This window comes from Flavobacterium sp. Arc3 (assembly GCF_041431375.1).
In the GTDB taxonomy this organism is placed as follows: Bacteria; Bacteroidota; Bacteroidia; order Flavobacteriales; family Flavobacteriaceae; genus Flavobacterium.
On record NZ_JASMRI010000001.1, the window covers coordinates 49709 to 75978 of the forward strand.

Annotated in this window: 10 protein-coding genes; 8 read left to right on the forward strand and 2 right to left on the reverse strand. The window is 37.5% G+C overall.

All coding sequences use genetic code 11. The annotated features are described in order from the left end of the window. The first annotated feature begins 109 nt into the window (after positions 1–109). Together QO200_RS00175 and QO200_RS00180 are read left to right on the forward strand one after the other, a co-directional pair. Positions 110–982 (forward strand): AraC family transcriptional regulator, encoded by an 873-nt coding sequence (locus QO200_RS00175; RefSeq protein WP_371535092.1) that lies wholly within the window; start codon positions 110–112, stop codon positions 980–982. A 1021-nt stretch (positions 983–2003) separates the two neighbouring features. After that, positions 2004–3383 carry an exonuclease domain-containing protein gene (locus tag QO200_RS00180; protein WP_371535094.1) on the forward strand — a complete coding sequence of 460 codons (1380 nt, stop codon included), beginning with the start codon at positions 2004–2006 and terminating at the stop codon, positions 3381–3383. 194 nt (positions 3384–3577) lie between these two features. Here the strand turns inward: QO200_RS00180 and QO200_RS00185 are convergent, their stop codons facing one another. Both QO200_RS00185 and QO200_RS00190 read right to left on the reverse strand, forming a co-directional pair. Then, positions 3578–4939 (reverse strand): exonuclease domain-containing protein, encoded by a 1362-nt coding sequence (locus tag QO200_RS00185; protein WP_371535095.1) that lies wholly within the window; start codon positions 4937–4939, stop codon positions 3578–3580. A 703-nt stretch (positions 4940–5642) separates the two neighbouring features. Next, complete coding sequence (locus QO200_RS00190) at positions 5643–6311, reverse strand: hypothetical protein (protein ID WP_371535096.1); 669 nt, start codon at positions 6309–6311, stop codon at positions 5643–5645. 367 nt (positions 6312–6678) lie between these two features. Between QO200_RS00190 and QO200_RS00195 the strand changes: the two genes are divergently transcribed. The 6 genes from QO200_RS00195 to QO200_RS00220 all read left to right on the forward strand — a co-directional run bounded on the left by QO200_RS00195 (position 6679) and on the right by QO200_RS00220 (position 25807). Then, positions 6679–7884, forward strand: coding sequence for a tyrosine-type recombinase/integrase (locus QO200_RS00195; RefSeq protein ID WP_371535097.1), 1206 nt, complete (start codon positions 6679–6681; stop codon positions 7882–7884). Between the two features lie 146 nt (positions 7885–8030). Further along, positions 8031–17933 carry a PKD-like domain-containing protein gene (locus tag QO200_RS00200; RefSeq protein WP_371535098.1) on the forward strand — a complete coding sequence of 3301 codons (9903 nt, stop codon included), beginning with the start codon at positions 8031–8033 and terminating at the stop codon, positions 17931–17933. A gap of 14 nt (positions 17934–17947) precedes the next feature. Further along, entirely contained in the window at positions 17948–18973 is a 1026-nt protein-coding gene (locus QO200_RS00205) for a PorP/SprF family type IX secretion system membrane protein (RefSeq protein ID WP_371535100.1), read from the forward strand. Between the two features lie 388 nt (positions 18974–19361). After that, positions 19362–19520, forward strand: a complete 159-nt coding sequence (locus tag QO200_RS00210; RefSeq protein WP_371535102.1) for a hypothetical protein — start codon at positions 19362–19364, stop codon at positions 19518–19520. Between the two features lie 775 nt (positions 19521–20295). After that, on the forward strand, positions 20296–24897 hold the full coding sequence (locus QO200_RS00215) for a LamG-like jellyroll fold domain-containing protein (protein WP_371535104.1): 4602 nt from the start codon (positions 20296–20298) through the stop codon (positions 24895–24897). After that, complete coding sequence (locus QO200_RS00220; protein WP_371535105.1) at positions 24872–25807, forward strand: T9SS type A sorting domain-containing protein; 936 nt, start codon at positions 24872–24874, stop codon at positions 25805–25807. Before QO200_RS00215 ends, QO200_RS00220 begins: the two co-directional genes overlap by 26 nt. Positions 25808–26270: the final 463 nt, after the last annotated feature.

Below are 26270 nucleotides of genomic sequence, written 5' to 3' on the forward strand. Positions count from 1 at the left end.
AAATAAATAAACTGTTTTTTATAGCTCTTAAAAATAGCTATAATAAAAAAATAACTCTTATTTTTGATTAATAATACTTATATACAGCTGAATTATAAATAGTACTATTATGAATAAAAAACGAAATATATTAAGAGAGCTAGTTCCAATATCTGATAATGATTTTTTTATTATTTTAAATCACACAAATGCTAAATTTGATTTTCCATTGCATTTTCATCCAGAGATGGAATTAAATTTAGTTTTAAACTCATCAGGCAAAAGAATTGTAGGCGATTCTGTAGTAGATTATTCTGATTGTGATCTAGTTTTAGTTGGTCCTAACACCCCTCATTTATGGACCGGAATTAAAGATAATAATGAAGCACATGTTATTACAATTCAATTTCATGAAGATTTATTTCCTGAAAAAACATTAAACAGAAAATTAGCTATTCCAATAAGAGAGTTGTTTGAACGATCCAAAAGAGGTGTCGCTTTCTCAAAAGAGACAATTGAAGCATTAAAACATAAAATAGTACAGTTGTCAGATTCACAAGATTTTGATTCTTTATTGAACTTTTTGTCTATTTTACATGATCTATCCATTGCTAAAAACACAAAAATTTTAGCTTCACATTCCTATGTTGATTACTATAGTTTTCCTGAAAGTCAAAGAATAGAAAAAGTAAATGATTATATCAAAGAAAATCTCCAGAATAAAATCCAATTAAAAGATGTCGCTAATCTCGTAAATATGACCGAATCAGCTTTTAGTCATTATTTCAAAAAATGTACAAATACATCTTTTTCAGATTACATTACGGATTTGCGCTTAGGTTTCGCAGCGAGGTTATTATTTGAGTCCGAACAGTCTATAAAAGAAATTTGCTATGATAGTGGATTCAACAATATTTCGAATTTTAATAGAACTTTTAAAAGAAAAATGGGATTTACACCAAGTGAATTTAGAGATCAAAGCAAATTAATCACTAAACATTAGAAAGGATTAAAAGTGAGGAAAAAGAGTGAGGAAAATTAAAAAATACGACATAAACCAATTTATAGTAAAAAAATAATACCTAATAATCAGCACTTTACAAATTAATAAAAGTAACATTTCAATTTTCATAACCCTGAGGTCACGAGTTCAAATCTCGTTCTCGCTACACACAAACCCTTAAACATCAATTGTTTAAGGGTTTTTTATTGAAATTCATTCCTCACTTAGTGAGGAAATAGAGTGAGGAAATTAAATAAAACACTAAGTTATCACCCTAATAATGTGAACAATACGTAACCAGACCTCAGGTTCAATCACACTAGTCCTTTTTTTGTTTTCATTTTTATATCAAGAAAAAAGTAGTGAAGTAATTTAACTGAAATTACCGAGCCGTTAAATAAGAACGGATTCAAAACTTCCCAGGGAAATAGCTATCATTTAATGAGTGCCAGAAGATTATTTGACCTTTACTTATATGCACTAGTATAAAGACTATTAATAGCAAATCAATAATAATATGTATTAAAAATTTCCAAAGGAAAAACATAACACAATACTGCTGTATTGTTTTAATTCATTTATAGAAAAAGTACTATAGTTTTAAAGTAATACACTTAAACTGATGTTATCTAAAAATAAAAACACAGCTATTTTGTTATAATTTATAACAACAAATACAATAAAATTTGTTATCATCTGTACTAATTTTGTAACGTATAAAAAAGAAAAGAAGATGGAAAGAGCATTTGTACAGATGGATTTGGATACTTTTTTTGTATCCTACCATAGACAGGGGAATTCAAAACTGGACGGCATCACTTTGATTACTGGTGGCTGCAATCATTGAAAGATGTAACATAATCCATCGGCACCGCATCAACAGGAACATGAAATTAACCTGCCAAGGCATAAAATGGAGCTGGCCGCAAAAAAAAGAGCTTTTGACTCTTTTAGGGAAAGGCAGCAGCGCTTTTTTAAAATTTTGCACAAGAATAACAATACAGTTCACGTTATATAACAAATGAAAAAACAGGAATACGCAATAGTAGATATAGAAACCACAGGCGGAAATGCCAGCGGCAGTCGCATTACAGAAATTGCCATTATTATCCATAACGGAACTAACATAATCGACCGCTGGGAAACCCTCGTCAACCCAGAAAAGGAAATACCGCTTGCCATTTTTTCGCTTACAGGCATTAACAATGAAATGGTACGTGATGCACCTATTTTTGATGCTATTTCTGAAAAGGTTTTAGAAATGCTTACCGGACGCATTTTCGTTGCACATAATGTCAACTTTGATTATTCATTTGTTCGCCATCAACTCGAAGCAAGCGGATTTAAATGGACTGCGCCAAAATTGTGTACCGTTCGCGCCGCAAGAAAGATTAAATCGGGATTGGGTTCGTACAGCTTGGGAAGACTTTGCCACTCGCTAGATATCCCTTTGATAAACCAACACCGTGCCGGTGGTGATGCGGATGCCACAGCCATATTGTTTTCACGTTTGCTGGAATGGGACGTCGAAGGCGTAATCGCAAAAATGATAAAAAAGACGGCACAAGACAAGCGCTTACCACCTAACCTACCGCCTGCTGATTTTGAGCAGTTACCTGAAAAAGTAGGGGTGTATTATTTTTACGATCAAACAAGGAAAGTCATTTACGTAGGAAAGGCTATCAACGTAAAAAAACGGGTGGCCTCCCATTTCAGTGGACATAATATCACGCCACAAAGGCAAAATTTCCTGAGAGAAATACACAGTATTTCCTTTGAAATATGTGCTACCGAATTAATGGCGCTGTTGCTGGAATGTACTGAAATTAAAAAGCTCTGGCCCACCTACAACAGGGCACTCAAACGCTTTGACCCTAAATATGGACTTTATGAGTATGAAGCCCGTAATGGATATCGGTATTTAGCAATTGGAAAACTGGAAAAATTTCAGGCGGGTATTGAATCTTTCAATAGCTTGTATAAAGGCATCAATGTATTGCGCAGCCTGGCCGAACAATTTGGCATTGATAACAGATTCTGTAACTACGGCATGGACGACCACGGAGAATTCATCCCAAGACCGGATCGGGACAATTTACCCGCAGTGGAACAACACAACGAGCAAGTCGAAAATGCCATTGCTTTTTTAGTAAAAAACAGGCCAAGCTTTGCCATTATAGACAAAGGCAGAACTGCTGAAGAACGCAGTTGCATTTGGGTTGAAAACGGTCACTTTTATGGCATGGGATATATCGCTTCGGATATTGGTTTTACGGATCCCTCAGAGATAAAGGATCATGTCACTCCCTACAAAAGCAACCAATACATTGTGGATTTAATCCTTTCTTATGCTGTGAAATATCCGGGCAAAGTTTTTTTAAAACAAAACGAGAAGGAATGATAATTCATTTCAATTACATCTAAATAAATTAACTTCGTCGAATTTACTTCCTCAGGCGCTACGCTCGTGTCATTTCCCGTTGGAGCCGCGGGACTTGAGTTTTATTTTAAACCCCATCCAGAATAATACCGTCTAGCGTTCACCCGGCATTGTATGCCGTCCCATTCAATCAGGAGATGAATAAAGTTCAAAAATCAGAAATTCACAATTTTCATCAATTTGCCTTTTCGTAAATAACTTTGAATAATATTTCGCGCATCGCGATTGTTCTGCATGGGTATAAGTATGTTTTTTAGGTTTTCGATCCGGGAAATTGGGGAGTTCAAATCATAAAAAGCGTAACCCTTGTAAATCCCGTTTTCAATCAAAACTGCGCTGAGTTCACTAGTATTCCTCCCTCTGTCATGGAGTATCATACTATCCGCTTCGAAACTGCTTTTATCAATAAATTTTTGAACTCTTTCATTGTATTCTTTAGGTAAAACAGAGCCAATGCAGGCGCCATCACATTCTTTTATTTGATATTGAAAACATTCCTTTTTTGTTTGGTATAAGCCTGTAAATTTTTGGCACAAACGGTAGTGCGATGTTATGCTAAACAGCCCATTTTTGGCTTCTTGCAGGGAAGCAAAGGAGGTAATTTCTTTTTTTTGACCATCTGCTTTTTGCAATTTTAAATTCAAATAGCCATTTTCATCTTTCTCAGCGTACAGTACAAACTGAAAAATACTCTTTCTTTGCGCACGATTGTAGATGGGTTTGTTGATTTTTATCTCTTCGCTTTCTTTCAATAAAGCAATGAGTTCACTTCCGGTTTCATAATAAGTTAAGGCAAAAACGTCAGTTTGAATTTTCTTGCATTTGGTGGAATTTCCTGTAAAATGCTGCTTGATTCGTTTATTAATGTTGTTGCTTTTGCCAACATAAATCAACTTCCCTTTTTGGTTGTGCATGTAATAAACGCCCGTAGTGGAAGGCGCACTTTCTAAAATGTTCTTCAATTTGGGAGCAATTCCTTTTTGGCCTTCAAATTTGATGTGCTCTTCTACTATTTCATTATTGAGATCCGTATCCAAAAATAGTTTAAACAACTTCAGGGTGGCCAACGCATCGCCACTCGCACGGTGTCGGTCTACGATAGGAATTCCCAAAGCACGAACTAATTTACCTAAACTGTAGGAAGCTTGTTTGGGCAATAATCTTTTGGATAATTCTACCGTGCAAAGTGTTTTTTGATTAAAATCATATCCCAAACGGAGAAATTCAGTGCGAAGAATTCGATAATCAAAACTGGCATTGTGTGCTACCAAAACACAATCCTTGGTCATTTCAATAATGCGTTTAGCCACTTCAAAAAATTTTGGAGCGCTCTGTAACATCTCATTATTTATCCCGGTTAATTGTACCACAAAAGGCTGAATCGGGATTTCAGGATTGATCAAACTAATAAATTGATCCACAATTTGGTGACCATCATATTTATAAATGGCGATTTCGGTAATCCCTTCTTTATTAAATTCCCCTCCGGTAGTTTCGATGTCAAGTATTGCGTACAAAATTCAGTGTTCAATTTACGGTGTTCAATTTACAGTATTTCTGCAAGCAGTTTTCTTGCAGCAAAGATACTACTTCCTGCCTGAAAAGCCGGACGTCTCCTATTCAATTACGAGCGAATAGTCACTTGACAATAGCCGTTCGCGCGGAATTGCATTCCGTCCCCATTCCAATTAGCAACTACACGGTAGACCACTGCTCCTCAACAAGCTCGTGCACGTAACGAGAAATAATGAAGTTCCCCAAGCTCTGCGCTATGTCCTCACTTCGGAGTTTTTTTTCTAAATAAGGTGGATAGCTTGCTTAGAAAACAATGCTGCTTAATAGTGCCAGCTATCCGTAGTCTCACGACTTAGGCTTTCATATTTATAAACCCCGCTACCCTCGAATCCTTTCGTGTAGTTTATTTCCCCTAGTGACTTAAACTTACGCTCAAACCCATTAAAAACTTTGCTTATTCGTCTTCAGTTGATTAAATAGCCCTGAAACAACAATAGCTGACTTTCTATTCCTGTTTTTATCCTACAATGGAAAATGTTTTTGAACTTATATTAGAAATGGAAATTTAAATTCAGTCAATTAACTCTAGTACTGCCCCAACATATTATATAAAATAAAAAGAGGGATGAAAATTAATTTTTCATCCCTCTGATATTGAAAATTGCAATCACATTAATTACAATCTTTTAAATCCATCTTTTAACCTTATATAGCATAAGGAAAGTTTCTTGATACTTTACGCATCATACTCTCTACTATATCATCTGTCGAAGCCATAATTCCTTGATCCATCGTTTTGAAAAATCTCCATAACAATTCTCCATCTGAACCATTGTTAAGAGTCATTGTTAAAGTACCTGTTCCTGTTTTTCCTCCGAATCCTCCGAATAATATAGCAGATGCAATTGCACCAGCCTCAGACTTCGTCTGTTCTGTTTCAAAAACTCCTCCTATAATAGCATCAACACCAAGCACTTTTGCAATCTCATCATTTGTGAACTCGTCAAGTTTGTCAAGCATTCCCGCTTTCTTTAATAAAATATTAGTTTTATCCACATCCTGAAAGCTTACGTTATAATTCTTAGCCTTTCTCAACAAGAAGGTATACATACTTGACTGGATTGATTTAGACATACTTTTTTCTTGATCACGATTAGCTTCAGCGCTAAAATTTTTTGGCTGTCTCTTATATGTTATACTAGTCCTATAAGGCATAATAGCGACAACTTTATGTGTACTTATTATTGTCTTCAGCTCGGGATTCTCAAAAACTTGTTTAGACTGTGCATTTACTACAACGGATATAAAAAGGATTAGTAAGAACAAAACATTTTTAAATTTCATAATTGATCTAGATGGTGATGGTTTTTTCATTAAATTTAGTTTAGGTTAAATATTAGGTTGATATTACTAAGAATATTCTCCCAAAATAACCCAAATAAAAAAGATCTCACAATACCCACTTTTAGTGATATTTAGCAATTCTAATAAAGACGAAAACAGTAGAGGCTATTTAATAATAAAATCCCCCGTGGTACTCTTCTTCGACGAGTACCTACCTACTCACTTTTAAAAACTAACTATAGCGTTTTTAATGATGATACCTCCTAGCATAGACAATTCCATAATCAACAAACTGCATGATATTTTTTATTCTTAGATTATGCGTTTAATAGCTGTAAATAGTTTCCTATAAGTTTAAATTTGAGTAGCTAAACTACTTATTTAAATCAATTGAAACATGCACCACGAAAAAACCACAATTCTGTTTATAATAAATGCAGCAAGAACCAATCAAAGAGGACTATGTCCAGTAAATTGTAGAATAACATTAAACAAAGAACGAAAACAATTAAATACTGGGCTTCTTGTAAACCCAAAATATTGGGAAAGCAAACTTCAAAAAGTAACAATACTAGAGCCAAACCACAAATATATAAATGCTCAATTAGAGCGTATTCAAGTCAAGATGTACAATATTGTTTTGGTATTTCAACTTCAGGGAATTCCATGTAAACTAGATAATATCTTTAATGAATACAAAGGAATACCAATTAGAAAGGAAGAATATATATTGTCTTGTTACAGAAAATATGTTTCAAGAATACAGAAACTAGTTGGAATAGAAATAAAACAAAATACCTATGAAAAATTCGTTTATGTTGGCAACCATTTAGAAGCTTTTATCAAGTGGAACTTTAAAAAATCAGACTATCCTTTAAAGGAATTAAGCTTGCGGTTTATAGATGATTTTGACTACTATTTAAAGACAGAGAAGAGCATAAAGCAAATCACTATCAACAAAATTATTCAAAGGTTTAGAACACCTATCAAACAAGCTATTTCAGAAGGTTATTTAGATAGAGACCCATTTATACTATATAAATCGAAAAAGGTCCATAAAGAGGTTATTTTCCTTACTACAGAAGAACTCCAAATCATTGAAGGGTCCACATTTACTCCAGAAAGATTGAAGATAATCCGTGACTTATTCATTTTCTGTTGCTACACAGGATTAGCTTACAATGAAATGGCGCATCTTAAAATAAAAAATATCCAAATCGGTTTTGATAACATGAATTGGATCCAAATGAAACGAGAAAAAACACAACGCCAAATATCCATTCCAATACTGCCAAAAGCACAAGAGATTATCGATAAATATTTAATAGATAGTAATTCCGTATTCCCTGCTATAAGTAATCAGAAATTCAATGCTTATTTAAAAGAGATTGCATCTATAACAGAAATCGATAAAAGAATCACACACCACACAGCCAGGAAAACATTTGCTTCAACAGTTTTACTATACAATGATGTTCCCATGGAAATCGTTTCAGAACTACTAGGTCATTCAAACATGACAATCACTCAGGAAAGTTATGGAAAAGTGGTCCAAAAAAAGGTTAGTGAAGCTATCAAAAACCTTGCATTAAAATTAAAATAAGAATTCATAGCAATTGGTTCGTAGTTCTTTTTGCAATAAAACGATTCAATTACGGGAACCCGTAAAAAACGGATTCTTATTAATCGTATGTTTGGACATTAATTTTAAGAATAAAATATAATTACCCCTAGCAGCAAGATACATTTATGAGAAATATACACAAGATTATATTTTTATTCGTTCTAATAAATTTTAATTCAATCCCTTCTTATTCCATAAATAAAGCAGAGGAAAGCATAATAATAAAAACGGTTGCTGATCCTTCTGGACAAATAACAGGAAATGCAACAGTATGCCAGAATGCGGCAGCACCTTTAATAACATTTGAAGTAAAGGACGACAATAAAGAGCCGTATACATTTACTTACACCATAAATGGAGTATTGCAGACACCCATTGCAACACAAGGAAATAATAAAAGTGTGACCGTTCCGGCTCCAACAAATGTTACAGGCACTTTCACCTACGTTTTGACTGGTGTAAAAGATAAAACAGGTAATGATGTTGGTATTTCCAGCAGCAATCCAGTAACAATTACGGTAATTCCTAATTTTACTGTAAGTGCAGGTAGTGATATTTTGCTTTGCAATGGGAATACGATAAATTTAAACGCAAGTGTTTCAGGAAATGGCTCTAATGCTGTGACCTACTCTTGGTCAGGACCAAATAGTTTCACAAGCAATCAACAATCGCCTAGCATTTCAAACTCTTCAATAGTAATGTCAGGTGATTATACTGTAACAGCAAGTATTGGTAGTTGTTCTGTTCAAGATGTTGTTCATGTTGATGTTGCGGAGCCGCAAATAACGAGTGGTCAACTTCAAAATGGAATTTTAGTTAAATGTACTACATCTCCTTCTCAAACAACAGGTGTAATTAATTTTCTGCTTACTATTCCTTCCTATAGTTCAAACATTCAGAATTATACAATTGATTGGGGGTTCGGTTCTCCCTCAACTCAGGTTTTGACTTCTGTAGATTGGTCTAATACAATATTGCATACATACAATGTTGGTATGCATTTGATTAGTATCACTATTAATTTTACTAATGGTTGTTCAATAACAAAACAATTCAATGCATTTGTAGGAAGTTCACCTGCAGCCGCAACTTTGGTTTTAAATCAAAATCAAGCTAATGGATGCGCTCCGTTAACTACACAGTGGACTTTTACAGTTCCAAATAATGTTGACGGTACTACATATTCTGGCACTTGGGGTGAAATGTCAACGCAAGATAACTTTGTTTACAATCAAGGTGGATCTGTTCCACCAGCAACTTCCACTATGTCATGGTCTTCTCCTTCAATAGACCCTGGCACTTTAACAAGTACTTATATTATTACGAAAACTTATCTATCATCTTCTTGTGGGATTAATGTTGTGTTAGGTGCTACAACTTATTATAATACCTATCAGCCTATTGTAATAACTCAAAATCCATGCACTACTACGCCACAGCCATCCGGTACTGGTTTAGTTTCAGTTGGTAAAGCCCCTCTAGCTAGTTTTGCCCCAACACCATTCCCTACTAAAATTTGTATTGGTATACCATTCCAGCTTACAAACACTTCTAGTTTTGGACAAACAATTCCAACATCAAATGGAGCCACATGTTTAACTACAGGTAATTTTTATTGGACAATTACAGCATTAACTCCTGTAACTACAGGTGCTTGGATAGCTTCTGGATTAGGCTCCAATAATGGGCTAACTGAAGCTGATTTTGATTCTTGGACAAATGGTTCAATGACTCCAACAATAACCTTTAATCAACTTGGTAATTATAGAATAACTTTATTTATTGCAAATAGTTGTGGTGTCGATTCTGTTTCTAAGGATATTTGTGTACAATCACAAGTAACACCATTGTTTTCTTTAATTAATCCGCTAATTGGCTGTAAACCTTTAGTTCTGATTGCAGATTCAAGCGCAACGAATACTTCAGTTTCTTGTTCACCGGTTACTTATCAATGGAATGTTGTCTATACAAGCAATTATTGTGGAGTAGCCTCATCAGTAACTTATTTAAACGGAACCAGTGCTACTTCACAAAACCCTACCTTTCAATTTAACAATGCGGGAACATATAATGTTTCACTTACAACTACTAATTCCTGCGGTTCGGTAACATCCACTCCGCAAACCGTGACTGTAAAACAACCACCAACGGTAACCATAAATCCAATTGCATCCCTTTGTCAAACTTTGCCAACAACCACAATTAGTCCATCTGCTACTATTGTGAATTGTGGGACCCAATCTCCCTTGACGTATGAGTGGAGTTTTCCTGGCGGAACAGCGTCTACACCAGCAACATTAGCTACAGCTAATCCTGGAACTATTAGCTACAGTACTTCCGGAACCTTTTCCTATTCTTTGAAAGTAACCAATGAATGTGGAACAACCACTTCAAGCAGTTCATTTACTATTAATCCTTCGCCCACAATATCGGGTACTTTGTTTTCTTGTATTGGTACCAGCTCCCAATTAACAGGTTCACCATCTGCTGCTGCAGCTACGCCTTGGACATCGTCAGCTCAAACTGTCGCCACAGTAAATAATACAGGATTAGTAACCGGAGTTTCGGCAGGAACGACCACTATTACATATACAAATAATGCAGGTTGTAAAACAACGGCACTATTTACCGTAAACCCGTCACCGGTAGTGACTTTTTCACCGGCCAACCAGATTATTTGTTCGGGTGACACTTCGGCTTTGGTAACATTAAACAGTACCACTCCAGGAGCCACTTTTAACTGGACGGCAGTCCAACCAACAGGAATATCAGGAGTCTCAACAAGTGGAACCGATATAATACCTGCCCAAACTTTAATAAACAGCACGAATGCCAACATCGTGCTAACCTATAATGCCAAAGCAACATCGGCAAATGGTGCCAGTTGTGCCGGAGCATTATTTCCTTACACCATAACCGTAAAACCAAAACCTAATGTAGCGGCAAATATGACTGCCGCGATTTGCAGTGGTTCAGCATTCACTGTCACTCCGACTAATGGAGCTGGAAACATAATCCCCGCAGGAACCATCTATTCTTGGGGAGTTCCTACAGTAACGGCGGGAATTACCGGTGGGGTTGGGGGAACAAGCCCGACAACTATTTCTGGCACATTGACCAATCTGACCAATGTTGTCCAAACAGCAACTTATTCTGTTATTCCTTCATTTAATGGATGTTCAGGCACAGCATTTGATGTTGTTGTGTCCGTAAACCCAAAACCCGTTATTCCTGGCCAATCATCAACGATATGCAGTGGAGATGCTTTTACGGTTATCCCATCAAATGGCATTCCGACTGCAGCAACAATAGTTCCTTTAAACACCACTTATACCTGGCTAAGCCCGACAAGCAGTCCTCTTGGAGCAATCACTGGAGGCTCAGCTCAGGCAACTCCCCAAACGAGCATCAGTCAGACAGTAAACAATAGCAGCAATGCACCCGCAACCCTGACATACACCGTCACTCCAAAATCTGGCGATACTGGAAATTGTCCAGGAGCGACCTTCACAGTAACGGTAACCGTAAATCCAAAACCACTTGTAACACCGCAAAGCAAAACTATATGCAGCGGAACGGCATTTACCATCAGTCCGACGAATGGCAGCGGAAATATTGTGGCAGCAGGAACAACTTATACTTGGGCAGATCCGGTTAGTAATCCGGTAGGAGCCATAACCGGAGGAAGTCTGCAAGCTACCGACCAGCCGAATATCAGTCAGACCCTTACAAATACGACCAATTCTTCTGCAACATTAACGTATACCGTAAGCCCGAAGTCTGGTACATCGGGTAATTGTGTCGGAGCTCCATTCACGGTAACTATAACGGTCAATCCAACCCCAGCTGCATTAATGTTGTCCAATCAGGAGTTTTGTAACGGAGTAGCGACAGCGCCGATAACTTTTAGTAACCCAGTTTCAGGAACAACTTATTCCTGGTCGAACTCCCATCCTGCAATTGGTTTAGCAGCTCTCAGAACGGGAAACATACCCTCATTTACACCAACAAATACAAGCTCAAGTCCAATTATAGCAACAATAAATGTGACTCCAACCGCCAATGGATGTTCGGGTATACCCCAAACTTTTAACATTACCGTAAACCCATCACCGGTAGTCACTTTTTCACCATCTAACCAGACTATTTGTTCGGGAGACTCTTCGGCCTTGGTAACATTGAACAGCGCCAGTCCGGGAGTCACTTTTAATTGGACGGCAGCCCAACCAGCGGGAATATCAGCAATTTCAACAAGCGGAACCAATACTATACCTACCCAAACATTAGTAAACAGCACAAATACCAGTATCGTTATAACTTACAATGCAAAAGCAACATTGGCAAGTGGCGGCAGTTGTACCGGAGCATTGTTTCCTTATACTATAACCGTAAAGCCAAAACCTTATATTGCAACCAATATGACTGCCACAATTTGTAGTGGCATCTCATTTTCCGTCACTCCAGCTAATGGTGCTGGCAACATAATCCCTGCAGGAACCACTTATTCTTGGGCTGCTCCTGCAGTAACGGGTGGAGTTACTGGTGGGGTTGCCGGAACAAACTCGGCAACAATTTCTGGTCCTTTGACCAATCCGACCAATGTTGTCCAAACGGCAACTTATACCGTTATCCCGTCTGCCAATGGTTGTGCAGGTTTGCCTTTTGATATCGTTGTATCCGTAAATCCAAAACCTGACGTTAACGCAACTACAAGCGTTGCCCTTTGTGCTGGAATATCGAGTACTCTAATAGATTTTACAGGAAATGTCCCTGGCACGACTTATAATTGGTCATCAAGTACTACAAGCATTGGAATCGCTGCTTCAGGAACCAATACAATCCCTTCATTTACAGCAATAAATACAGGAGCTACGGCTGTGACTGCAACAATAACTGTAACTCCATTTGTTAATGGTTGTACGGGTTTATCGAAAACATTTGACATTACTGTCAATCCAAATCCAACGGTAAATTCAACGCCAAATCTTGTCAAATGTAATACTGCTTCGAGTGGAGTTATTAACTTTTCGGGAAATGCTTCAGGAACTACTTTTGACTGGACGAATGACACAGCATCCATCGGCTTGGCAACAGCAGGAAGCGGCAACATCGCCAGTTTTACCGCAACGAATACCGGGTTAATATCAGTTACAGCAACCATAACGGTTACCCCAAAAGCAAATGGTTGTTTTGGAACTCCAAAAACTTTTACAATCACCGTTAATCCTACGCCAACTGTGGATCTGCCTTTGAGTCAAACGGTTTGCAACGGACAGTCATCCGCCGCTATTTTATTTTCGGGAGCAATTCAAAATACAGTATACAATTGGACAAATAGTAATCCGGCTATCGGAATTGGAGCAACTGGCGTTGGAGATATCCCCTCATTTACTGCTATCAATAATGGCACTAATCCCATTGTTGCCAATTTCACGGTAACTCCAAGTTTGAATGGCTGCAATGGAGTGTCCAGAGCTTTTACAATCACGATAAACCCATCACCTGCAGTTGTATTCTCTCCAACAAATCAAATTTTATGTTCGGCTTCTTCTTCTGTTTCAGTAATTTTAAGCAGCACAATGACTGGCACTAACTTCACTTGGACGGCCTTAGAACCGGCAGGAATATCGGGAGTTATAACTAGTGGGACCAGCACTATACCGGTTCAAACATTAACCAATTCAACCAATCTGCCAATTGTGGTAACTTATTTGGCAAAAGCCGAATCGAATAGTGGTGCAAGTTGTCAGGGAGTTTCATATCCTTATACCATAACAGTCAATCCAGTGCCATCAATCACAACGGCACAAAACAAAACTATCTGTTCCAATACTTCCTTTTCAATAATTCCCTCAAACGGATCGGGAAACATCGTTCCAGCTGGAACTACTTATTCTTGGGGAGTTCCGGTCATCACGGGAGGAATTACGGGAGCTGTAGCATCGACAAATCAGACAACTATTAATGGCACCTTAGTAAATCCGACAAATGATGTTCAAACGGCCACCTACACCATAATCCCAAAATCGGGCAGCTGTATTGGCTCTTCATTTACGGCAGTGATCACGGTAAACCCTTCCCCAAAAGTTGTTTTTTCGGGAGGCAACCAAACTGTATGTTCAGGAAGTGACAGTTCACCAATATCAATAGCAAGTCCAACTACCGGAACGGTAACCTTCAATTGGACCGCAAACATTCCAGCGGGAATTTCTGGAGCAACTCCTTCGGGAACGAATACAATTCCAGCTCAAACGTTGGTGAATTTAACCACTAATCCACTAACCGTAACGTATACGGCGGCAGCCACTTTCGACAATAATGGGGTTTCTTGTTCGGGCCCGACTTTAGATTATAAAATCATTGTAAATCCTGCCATAATAACATCCAGCATCCTGTCTAATTTCAATGGTTTCAATGTGAGTTCTGTTGGAGTATCTGATGGAGCAATTAATGTTACAGTTACGGGAGGTTCGGGTGATTATACCTATTTGTGGTCGGGACCAGGCGTTTTTTCGGCCACAAGCCAGGATATTTCTAATGTTGCCGCGGGAGCGTATACGCTAACCATAAATGACAGCTTATGTAATGCTGTCATATTAAATTTTACTTTGACCTCCCCCCTGCCGTTACTCATCCAGGAAGATACCGCGGCACATATCGATGTTTTGTGTTTTGGTTATTTGACTGGTACTATTAAAGTTGCTATTACACAACAATCTGTTGGCCCTTATGATTATGTATTAACTTTGCAAGGAGGCGGAACAATAATTAGTATTATTGATTCAGCGGCTACGAATTATACTTTTACGGGTTTGGCAGCAGGGATTTATGACATAAAAGTTACGGATGGAAATGGGAGTGTAAAGACAATTCCCGGAATAGTCATTACACAGCCCAGCGGCATCACTGCTTCCATATCAGGATTAACAGATGTTAGCTGTGCAGGCAATGCAACAGGTTCGGCAACGGTAACTGCCAGCGGTGGTATTGGAAACTTAACTTATTCCTGGAATACCAGCCCGATTCAAACTTTGGCAACAGCCACAGCATTGACGGCAGGAACTTATACCGTTACGATAACTGATGCCAATAACTGTTCGATACAAAAACAAGCAGTTATTACGGAACCAAATGGAATTCTTACGTCTATCGCTTCCCAAACCAATGTATTATGTTTTGGAAACAGTACGGGCTCCGCAACGGTTCTCGCTAGCGGAGGCACGGGAGTTCTAACCTATTCCTGGAATACGGTACCGGTACAATCAATTGCAACTGCGACCGGATTAACGGCAGGAAATTATAATGTAACCGTTACAGATGCTAATGGTTGTTCAAAAGTGCAAACGGTGCTCATAACACAGCCATTAGGAGCGTTAAGTTCAATAATCTCCAACTCAAATAACGTAAGTTGTTTTGGCGGCAATGACGGAAGCGCTACCGTTTCAGTTTCTGGAGGAACTTCCCCTTATTCTTACTCGTGGAATACCAGCCCAATTCAAACCTTGTCAACAGCTACCGGATTAAAAGCAGGGATTTATAACGTAACTGTTACAGACGCAAACGGATGCGGAATTTCAAGTCCAATCACAATAACAGAACCAGCGGGAATGAGCGCAATTATAACCGCCCAAACGGATGTTTTCTGTTCAGGAAACAGTACCGGTTCAGCAACTGTAACTGCTAATGGAGGAACATCACCTTTTACCTATTCTTGGAATACAACACCAATACAAACTTCGAATGTTGCCATAAATCTGGCAATTGGAACATATACAGTTACCGTCACAGATTCGAAAGCTTGTTCGACAAGCACGCAGGCCATAATAACGGAACCCAACGGAATTGTAACCGCAATCGCTTCTCAAACCAATGTGGATTGTTTCGGGAATAATACGGGCGCAGTTTCCGTTTTAGCCAGTGGGGGAACAGGAACATTGACGTACTCCTGGGATACGGTCCCGGTACAAACTTCGTTAAATGCAACAGGCTTAATAGCGGGAACTTATCATTTGACCGTTACCGATGCTAACAATTGTGCCAAGGTTCAAACAGTAAATATTACTCAACCCGACGATATTGTTATAACCACTGATTTAGAAAAAGACATTAGTTGTTTTAATGATGCCAATGGCGAAATTAAAATCACGATTTCCGGCGGAACATTAAACTATAAATTCACCTGGACCAAAAATGGAACCCCTTATGCAACCACAAAAGACCTATCAAATTTAAGTCCTGGAGTATACGTTGTTTCGGTTTCAGATGCTAACAATTGCGGTCCAAAAACAAGGCCATTTACTATTACTGAACCGCCAATATTAGCTGTAAGCCTGATAAGCCAGACCAATATATTGTGTTTTGGAGAATCTACAGGAGCTATAAATATTTCGGCAGTTGGAGGAACACCCGCAATTTCCGGTTATAATTTTGCCTGGACAGGACCAAATGGATTTACAAGTTCCAATAAAAATCTAAGTGCTATTATTGCTGGAACTTATGATTTGGTTGTAACCGATAATTCAGGCTGTTCCAAAACATTAAGTGTTACGCTAAGCCAACCAACGAATATTGTTTTGACTGCCACAACCACGCCAATAATCTGTTATGGATCTAATGATGCTTCCATCACCCTTACCATAAATGGAGGTGTTGCTCCCTATGCAATCGTCTGGAGTAATATGGGAGGCGGCACTTTCCAGGACAATCTATCCGCTGGTGATTATCTGATTACCGTTACAGACTCCAATAATTGTACAAAAACCCTGAATGTAAATATTCCCGAAGCACCGATTTTCACAATCAACCCGGTTGTCAAAGACATCAGCTGTTTTGGTGATCATAATGGCAGTATTAATCTAAATCTAGTGGGTGGTATCGCTCCGGTAAAATTGACTTGGGATGATAATGCCACGGCAGGAAATGTCAGGAATAATTTGGGCCCGGGTTCTTACACGGTAACGATTGTTGACAGCAAGCCCTGTACAATCAAAAGAACTTTTATCATATTGGAACCTCAATTATTAGCACTTTCGGCCAATGTTACCAATGCCTTTGATTGTGATAATGCCAATAGCGGCGCGATAAACCTCCTTGTTGCAGGCGGCACGGCGCCATTTACCTATACCTGGTCTAACGGTACGACCACGGAAGATTTGTTCAATATTTCCGCAGGGAATTATTTGGTTACGGTAAAAGATGCAAACGGCTGTTCAAAACAGGCGCAATTTAGTATCAATAGGCCACCGGCTATAGTGATCGGAGTGGTTACCAAAACCGAATTTGACTGTGAAACCAAATACGTTAAACAAAGTTTTGTAGCCCAAGTTTCTGGCGGGGTTCCACCCTACCAATTAGTTTGGTCAAGCGGAACGGTTAGCGGAGCGAATAATGAAACGATGAATACCAGTCAAAACGGGACAGCTATACTATACGTAACCGATGCCATCGGCTGTAAGTCAAATTACTCCTTCAATGTTAAATTGCAGTACCTTGGAACGCCTTCTTATAATGCAAGTTCTTATGCATATTCAAGTTATGGGTCTTATTCGATAAATGACCCCATTCAGTTTACCAATACTGCCACTGGAGATTATATCAGCGTGGCCTGGGATTTTGGAGACGGCAGCGTTTCGACAGAACCTAACCCAGTGCATACCTTCATAAATCCAAAAGATTATGTTGTAACCCAAACAGTAACCTACCCTTTCGGATGCGTATATGTGCAAAAAATCACCTTTATTGTTGAAAAAGGATATTTATTGGTAGTTCCTAACGCTTTTACTCCAAATGACGATAATCTCAATGATACGTTCAGACCTGTCACTAAGGCTTTAAAAAATGTTCGATTGGACATCTACGATACCTGGGGTTCATTGATCTATTCAGAGACAGGAGAAATTTTGCGAGGTTGGGATGGTAAAATAAAAGGACAGAATGCGGAAAACGGTAATTACTACTGCAAAGTCAGCGGAGAAACTTTTTATGGAACTGTTGTCAATGTAAACCATCCTTTTGTATTAATAAAATAAGCCCACAAACCAGAATGAAACTAAAATTTGTTATATACATACTACTGACTACTATATCTATCGCAGAAATTAAGGCGCAGGACCCTGTTTTTACACAGTATTTTTTGGTTCCCGAATCACTTAATCCTGCCTTTACAGGAACATTAATAACGGGATACACTGGCCTCATACACCGCTCACAATGGCCAAATGACAACAGAAGAATCGATACGGAATATGCTTTCATTAATGGACCTGTTGGACCTGAAAGAAACATGGGCTTAGGGTTGACTATTTTAAATCAGCGGGAAGTTTTTACCAATTATAATTATATTCAAGTCAACGGAGTTTACTCCTATAACGTGAATCTAAATTATGATTGGCGACTTCGATTAGGTCTGGAAGCTGGATATGGAAGTAAAAACTTTAATTTAAGTAGTCTTTTATTCGAAGATCAAATTAATACAAATGACGGTTCAATAAATGGAGGAAGTGTCGATCCAAGTTTTTTAAACGCTACCGATAAAATCAATTTCTTAGATGTTTCCTCTGGAATACTATTGTATAGTGACAAAGCCTGGTTTGGTGCGTCATTAAAACATTTGAATAAACCAAATATTGCATTTACTAACAATGCTAAAGTTCCTTTAGAAATGTTTTTAAGCATTCATTCCGGATATTCATTCAGTTTGGATGAAACCCATTTAAATTTCTTTCCCGATCAAACAAATTTATTGCTTACTGCCAATTATATGCGACAAGCTGAATACAACAGATTAGATTTTGGGACAGCTCTCGAATTCAAACCTTTAATTCTGGGAGTCATTGCGGCAACGAATCCGGAAGGAAAAAGCAATAACAGTCACTTTTTAACGTCTGTAAATCTTTTTGGCTCCATTCAGTTAAATCGTTTTGTATTTGCCTATTCCTATGATATCAACACTTCGAAATTGGGAAACACCCAAGGCGTGCATGAGCTTTCATTGACTTGGCAAATTGGTCGCGGTTGCTCTAGTTGTGATAATTATTTAGTAAAACAACCCTGGGGCAGAAACTATTAACTTAGTTTATCTGAGAATAACACATCCCGAAATAACTAATAAATCATCGCAGAAACAAAAAGGAATCATAGTAGTGCTTTTCTATTTGATTATCTTGTAATTGATTACACACTTAATAAAAAACACTTATCGCCGGTCCCTTGAAAGCTCCCCGTAAAATGGGAAGTTCCCTCACTTTGGAGTTGTAAATTAAGGAAATAGAATCACTCTGAGTTGTCAACAACTTTTAGCAAATTCGGAAATAAGTTAAATACATTTTTATAATGAACCAACTAGGTTAAAAATCAGAAAATTCAAATTGCTAAATGAGCTTAAAAAGATTAGCAAAACATTACCTACTTACTTATTAGACTAGATATACGACCCTAGAATTGACCATTAAGACGGCTTGTTAACTTTAGTAATTCCCGCTCCTCCGGTAAAAGTTATTACTGGAATAATAGATCCATTTACACAGACCGAAGAAACACTAGCTGTCATCATTGCTCACGGCAATACCACATCAGCTACTATTTCATTTAAGTTTTCTACATCATTATCTAAATAACTGCTATTCACTTTAGCATGTAATTGACTAGCTAAAATTAACAAAAAAAACAGAATCAGGTAAAGTTATTTCATAATTATATTTTGAAGAGGAACATAATATAACAGCTATTTTCACTGTCATAAAAAAGCTAATCTACACAAATATAAACTTTTAGTGTTTAATTCTTTTATGGATTCCAATAAAGACTGTGCATTAACTCCATGGTCTATTAAATAATAGTATATACTTTTTATAAATAACCGCAATACTATTAGGTAAGCATCTTAAAAAACTAAACTGACGGAAATAACAAAAACCCGCTAAAAGTTACATTCCTAAAAAAACTGGCACTTCTGGCAGTTTACCTTAAATTAGAATTGTAAATCATAGTAGCCGTACTACTTAATTTACGAGTTAAAATCTAGTCCTCACTAAAACAAATCCGTAACCAATAATTTTTAAAAGATGTATTATTAGACTTTTATTTCTTAATTATCTACCTCACTCTTTCATCTTTTGGAAGATATCATATTAGTCGTTATGCACAAATATCAAATCACATGATAGTACTGAAAAAATTTAAATCATATACTTTTTTTCGATTACGTACATTACTTGCCTAATTATAACCAAACTAGATATTTATCAGTAATTATCACAATAAACTTACTTATCTCAAAGCTTTTGTGTTTTTTATCGATTATTTATACTTTTAAACTACTTTAAAGCTAAATTAACATACCTTTATCTTACAAAAAAGCAACCTAAAGGTCTCTATAGATTGCATTATAGAATGAATTTATATTTTAATAGTATGGAGAAAAACTACCTTATATATTTTAAACTGTTTTTAACGTTCGTAATTTTTTTTAATTGTGGTGAACTGTTTTCACAAACATATACTAACACCACCCCTGGAACATACACCATTCAAGTTCCTGCCGGAGTCACGAGTTTACAAGCCGAAGCGTGGGGGGCAGGTGGTGCTGGTGCTGGAAACAACGGTAATGCTTTAAAAAATGGTGGTGGTGGTGGTGGTGGCTACGCTCGTACTCCGAATATACCTGTAAGCGCCACGACTAGCTACACTGTTACTGTGGGAGCGGGAGGTACATCAAAGTTCAACTCTTCTAATAATTCTGTCACTCAAGTTCACGGGGGCGCATCTTCCTTTGGTACTACTGTAATTGCGACAGGAGGTAAAACTCCACAATCATGGGAAGACTTCTCCAACAGCACCTCCAATACTGGACCTACAGGAGCAACAGGCTCCACGGGATCCGTAACGTATAACGGTGGAAATGGTGGTTATGGAGCCTATCCCGGCAACAATTACTCTGCCTCTGGTGGTGGTGGTGCGGGAAGCTCAAACAACGGAAGTGCGGGAAGCAACACAAGCAATACATCAACAATAGGAGGTGCAGGCGGTTCAACCGGTGGTGGCAAAGGTGGAAACGGAAGAAATAGTAATATAGTAGGTTTATCTGGAACTAGCTCTGGTGGTGGTGGTGGTGGAGTTGCCGCAACTGGCTATAGTGGAGGCGCTGGTGCTAGTGGTAAAATACTTCTTACCTATTCTTGTCCTACCTATTCCTTATCTAATACCGCAGCGCAAACAACATCACCAAATAATAGTAGCCTCATTACAGTAACAGGGCCCACATCAACATTGCCGGTAGGAACGTATACAGTTACTTACGATTTAAGTAGTCCTAATAGTGCAACCAACAACACCGCTACGATGACCGTGAGCACGGCGGGCACAGGAACTTTTAGCACAACAACGTTAACTACCGTTAGCACCACAACTATCACTATAAAAACACTTAGTAGTGGTTCCGGAAATGCATGTTCTTCAGCATTAACTGCTAACAATACCACGAATATTCTTATAGCTAATATTCCTACAATTGTAGTCACTGGAAATAACATTACAATAGCAAACAGAGATGTTACTCCATCAACAACAGACAACACTAATTTTTCAACGGTACAAATTTCAAGTTTAGTCGTAACGAAGACATTTATCATCAAAAACACTGGTAGTACTACATTAACACTTACGAGCTCACCAACAATTTCTGGCACCAATAGTAGCAATTTCACGGTAACAACTGCTCCTTCTTTATCCGTTGCATCGGGAGGAAGCACTACTTTTCAAATTTCTTTTAGCCCAATAACCACTGGTACAAAAACAGCAACAGTAAGTATTAGCAGTAATGACACATATAATAGTCCCTATGAATTTGCACTTGAAGGTGAAGCCGTACAATACTTTTATGATAGCGATGGAGATGGTGTATTAGACGATGTAGATGTAGATGATGACAATGATGGAATTCTTGATGTTACCGAAGAGGCCAATTGCAAAGCAGTTAGCGGTTATGCGGTAAACTACAAGTTTTTAAATGAAACTTTTGGCACAGGAACTAGAGTCCAGATCAATACTACTTACGACGCTACAACAACCTATTGCTATCAAGATGCAACGACTCCCACAGTTTGTGAAGGCAGTCCTAATTCAACAGATCTTAATGATGGTAAGTATACCGTAGGTCCCACAGCACAAATTGCCAGTTGGGCAGCAGGCATATGGTGGCTTGGTGGCGATCATACTGGGGATGCTAATGGTAGAATGGCGCTTTTTAATGCTTCTTACAATCCTGGCATATTTTATACCGCAAAAATCACTGGAGCATTACCCAATATACCCGTAACTTATAGTTTTTGGGTTCTTAACTTAGACCGCATTTCGGCTTCGGGGCGACTTAAACCAAATATAAAAGTCGAATTTAAAGATCTAAACGATACTGTTTTGGCAACCATATATACAGGTGATATTACAAATGATGAAATTTGGCACCAATTTAAAGCCGATCTAAATTTGCCTGCAAACGCTTTTAAAGTAATCTTTACCAACAACAATGTAGGAGGACTGGGAAATGACTTAGCGATCGATGACATACAGATCACACAAACTTTATGTGATCGTGATGGTGATGGAATCCCTGACTTGTTCGACTTAGACTCTGATAACGATGGAATTCCAGACGTAGTTGAAGCTGGATTAGGCTATATATCTAATGGCAAAGGAAAAATAGATATCTCTTGGGTAGATACTACTCTTAATAATGGTCCCAACGGCTTACACGATGGAGCCGAATCAGCTGCTGCGCTTCCAGCTTTAGATTCTGATGGTGATGGAATACCTAATTATTTAGATTTAGACAGCGATAACGACAGTGTTTTTGATGTAGATGAATCTGGAGCAGGAAACACTAATGCCGTAGCAGGATATGTAAATGGCGATGGTGACATTAATGACGACGGTGTGGGAGATCGTCCAGAATCAGAAGCTTTTAGACTTAAAGATGTAGATGGTAACGGTGTACCAGAACTTTTTGGAGATGGAATACTTGATCTTTACGACTATGGTACAGCTGCCAACGGCAATCAATATGGGAATTTAGACCAAGGAATTTCAAATTCGAATGCTGCTACTACTTATCTTAAAGACTCTGATGGCGATGGAATACCCGATTATCTAGACCTTAAATCCAATGGAACTACCTTTGACATTGAAAACAATAAATTAATTTACCTACCTAAAATTTTTGACGATGGATATGGCAAAATAATTGGCACCGCCGATATCGACAAAGATGGAATTTTAGACGCTTTCGATACAAACACCGCACAGTTTGGTTCACCTAGAGATATGAATACTAAATTGTACCTCGATTTTGATGGTCGCAATGATTATGGACAAAGTACTGCGATTCTTGGCGGTTTGACCAATGCATCATTGATGGCTTGGATCGATTTAAATGCTGGTTATACTGGAGCTGGTGTTATCGTAGGTCAAAATAATTTTCAGCTTCGAATAACGGCTGCCAAAAACCTAGAAGCAGTTGTTAACGGTACTACATTAACATTTAACACTTTGGTGGCTCCTTTTTCATCTACAACTCTTACTACTTCGCAATGGTACCATGTCGCTGCCGTTTATGACGGAACAAATTCATTGTTAAAATTATTCTTAAACGGAAATATGGTAGCGTCAACAGACGCTCCAGGAGCTATTGCATCAGACACTTCTTTACTAACAATAGGTAGAGATCCATCAACTATGGGGCCAACTGGAAGTAAGTACTTCAAAGGAAAAATTGATGAAGTTCGCGTTTTCAATGTAGCGCTAAGTGATTCTTTTTTACAAAGAATGGTCTATCAAGAAATTCAAAACTTTAGCTCAGAGATTCGCGGAACCATTGTTCCTAAGAATATCGCTACTTCTCCATCAAGTTTGCCTTTCACTAATTTACTTCGATATTACCGAATGGACGCTTATAAAGATGATATTATTGATGACTTGACAACAACGGCAATAGATGTAACAGGCACAAAAATATACAATCATAAAAACATGTATGTGCAACAAGCGCCAATGCCGTTTTTAACAGAAAGGACTGGGACATTTGCGGTAGCGGTAAACAATACAGCCAAAGACATCAGGGGTGTTGATATAATGGAAAATGATTGGTCAATTGTCAAAGTGCAACATGACATCATCGAAACGGCTAACAATATAGATCTAGGTATGTTTGTCGATCCCTCCAAAACGATCAATATGACTAACAATACCAAGATACAAAACGATTGGTATCTAAAATTGGACGGAAAAATTGATTTGGTCGGTATGTCACAACTCTTACAAACTACAGAAAGTGATTTAGATGTGACAAGTGCAGGATCTATAGAACGCGACCAACAAGGACAGCCCAATAAATTCAATTATAATTATTGGAGTTCTCCAGTAAGTACAATAAATAAAACGGTTAACAATAACGATTATACAGTTGCTGAAATTATGAAAGACGGAACGAATAGCACGCCTGTAGACATTAAGTGGATTGGCGGCTATGATGGAAATGCTAGCTCTCCTATTAGTCTAGCTCGTTATTGGCTTTATAAATTTGACAGTTATTATAATGCGTATGCAAATTGGGTTGCAATTGGTGAAAAAGGTACTGTAAGAGTAGGTCAAGGATTTACATTAAAAGGCAGCGGAGCGACGACAGCGCTTCAGAACTATACCTTTGTAGGAAAACCTAACAATGGTTTAATTGCAACAAATAGTGTAGGTCGAAACCAACTGTTATTAGCCGGAAATCCCTATCCATCAGCATTAGATGCAGATGCTTTTATACGAGATAACTTAAATACGTTAGGCTCTAATACGAGCGACGCCACTAATGGATCATTATATTTTTGGGAACATTATAGCAGTAATAACACCCATATTCTAAGGGACTATCAAGGAGGCTATGCAGTGCGCAATTTAGTAGGAGGTATTGCACCTTCCTCCGCAAATGTTAACTTTATTAGTAAAGCCTAGAACACCTTCTAGGGGTATTCCAAATCAATATATTCCTGTTGGGCAAGGTTTTTTTATTAGTGGACGTCCAAACTCTGAAAGTAATACAGTTATTTTTAAAAACAGTCAAAGATTCTTTGTTAAAGAAGATACGATAGCATCTAATGTTTTATATAAGATTAAAGGTTCCAAAAAAGAAGTTTGGGACAATAACTATAATGATAAAATAGTAAAAGACTTTACTAAAAGAATTCGTTTGGGCTTCATCTCCCATAACGATTACCACAAACAACTGTTATTAGGTTTTATGAATGAAAAAGCAACTGATGCAATCGATTATGGCTATGACGCAACTAGTTTTGACAACTTACCTAATGACATTTACTTCTCAACTAACGGTTGGAAATTAATCATTCAGGGTGTGGGGTATTTTGATACAGCTGCGTCTTACCCTATTGGTGTAAAAACAGATGCAGCAGGAAAAGTAAAGTTCTTGATTGACGAACTCGAAAACTTTGACACTAATCAAGCTGTTTACATTTATGATAATGAGACAGACACCTATTATAATATTCGTGATAAAGCTTATGAAGTTATTCTTCCTCTAGGAGAGAACAAAACGCGCTTTTCATTGCGCTTTACCGACAAAAAATTAGCCGTAAAAGAAGATGAATTTATAAATTCAAATAATATAACAGTAAGCCATTCACAGAACAACAATAGCCTCATAATCCATAACTACTTAACCGACAATGTCGTGCAAAAAGTCGTTTTATACAATATTATTGGGCAGACAATAAGCACCTGGAATATGGAAAGTCAATCACAGCAAAATATTGAATTGCCTATCAAAAAAATAAGTTCTGGTGTATATGCAGTCAAACTACAAACTGCTAAAGGAAATATTAGTAAAAAAATAATTATTCCGTAAAGCAACGCTTTTCTTTCAAAAAAAAAAAACTGTCACTTCTGGCAGTTTTTTTTTTGAATAGTAACAGAATGCAAAAAATATTAAAATCCTTAAAATAATCTTACTACCTATGGTATAAAAAAAATATGGTCTTTAAGAGAAACTATACAATCCAAAAATCGCTGTGAAACAATTTTATTTAAAGCTAGATGAATGCTTTAACCATTTATAAAATTAGATAATATCTTCTATCCAATATCGCTTACAATTATTAAATACTCTTATAGATTCTCACTTATAAATAAAACTCATAAGTTATAATAACAATATTTAACTTACTTTTTAAATAATTTAATGTACTTTATCGATGTTTTAAGCTTTTTGTCGATAAAAAAATAAATGTTTTATACTTTTACTTTGTAAAATAGGGTTTTTAGACAATCATGCTTTTCAGATGCGAAAAGCTAAAATATCTGGAATCAAA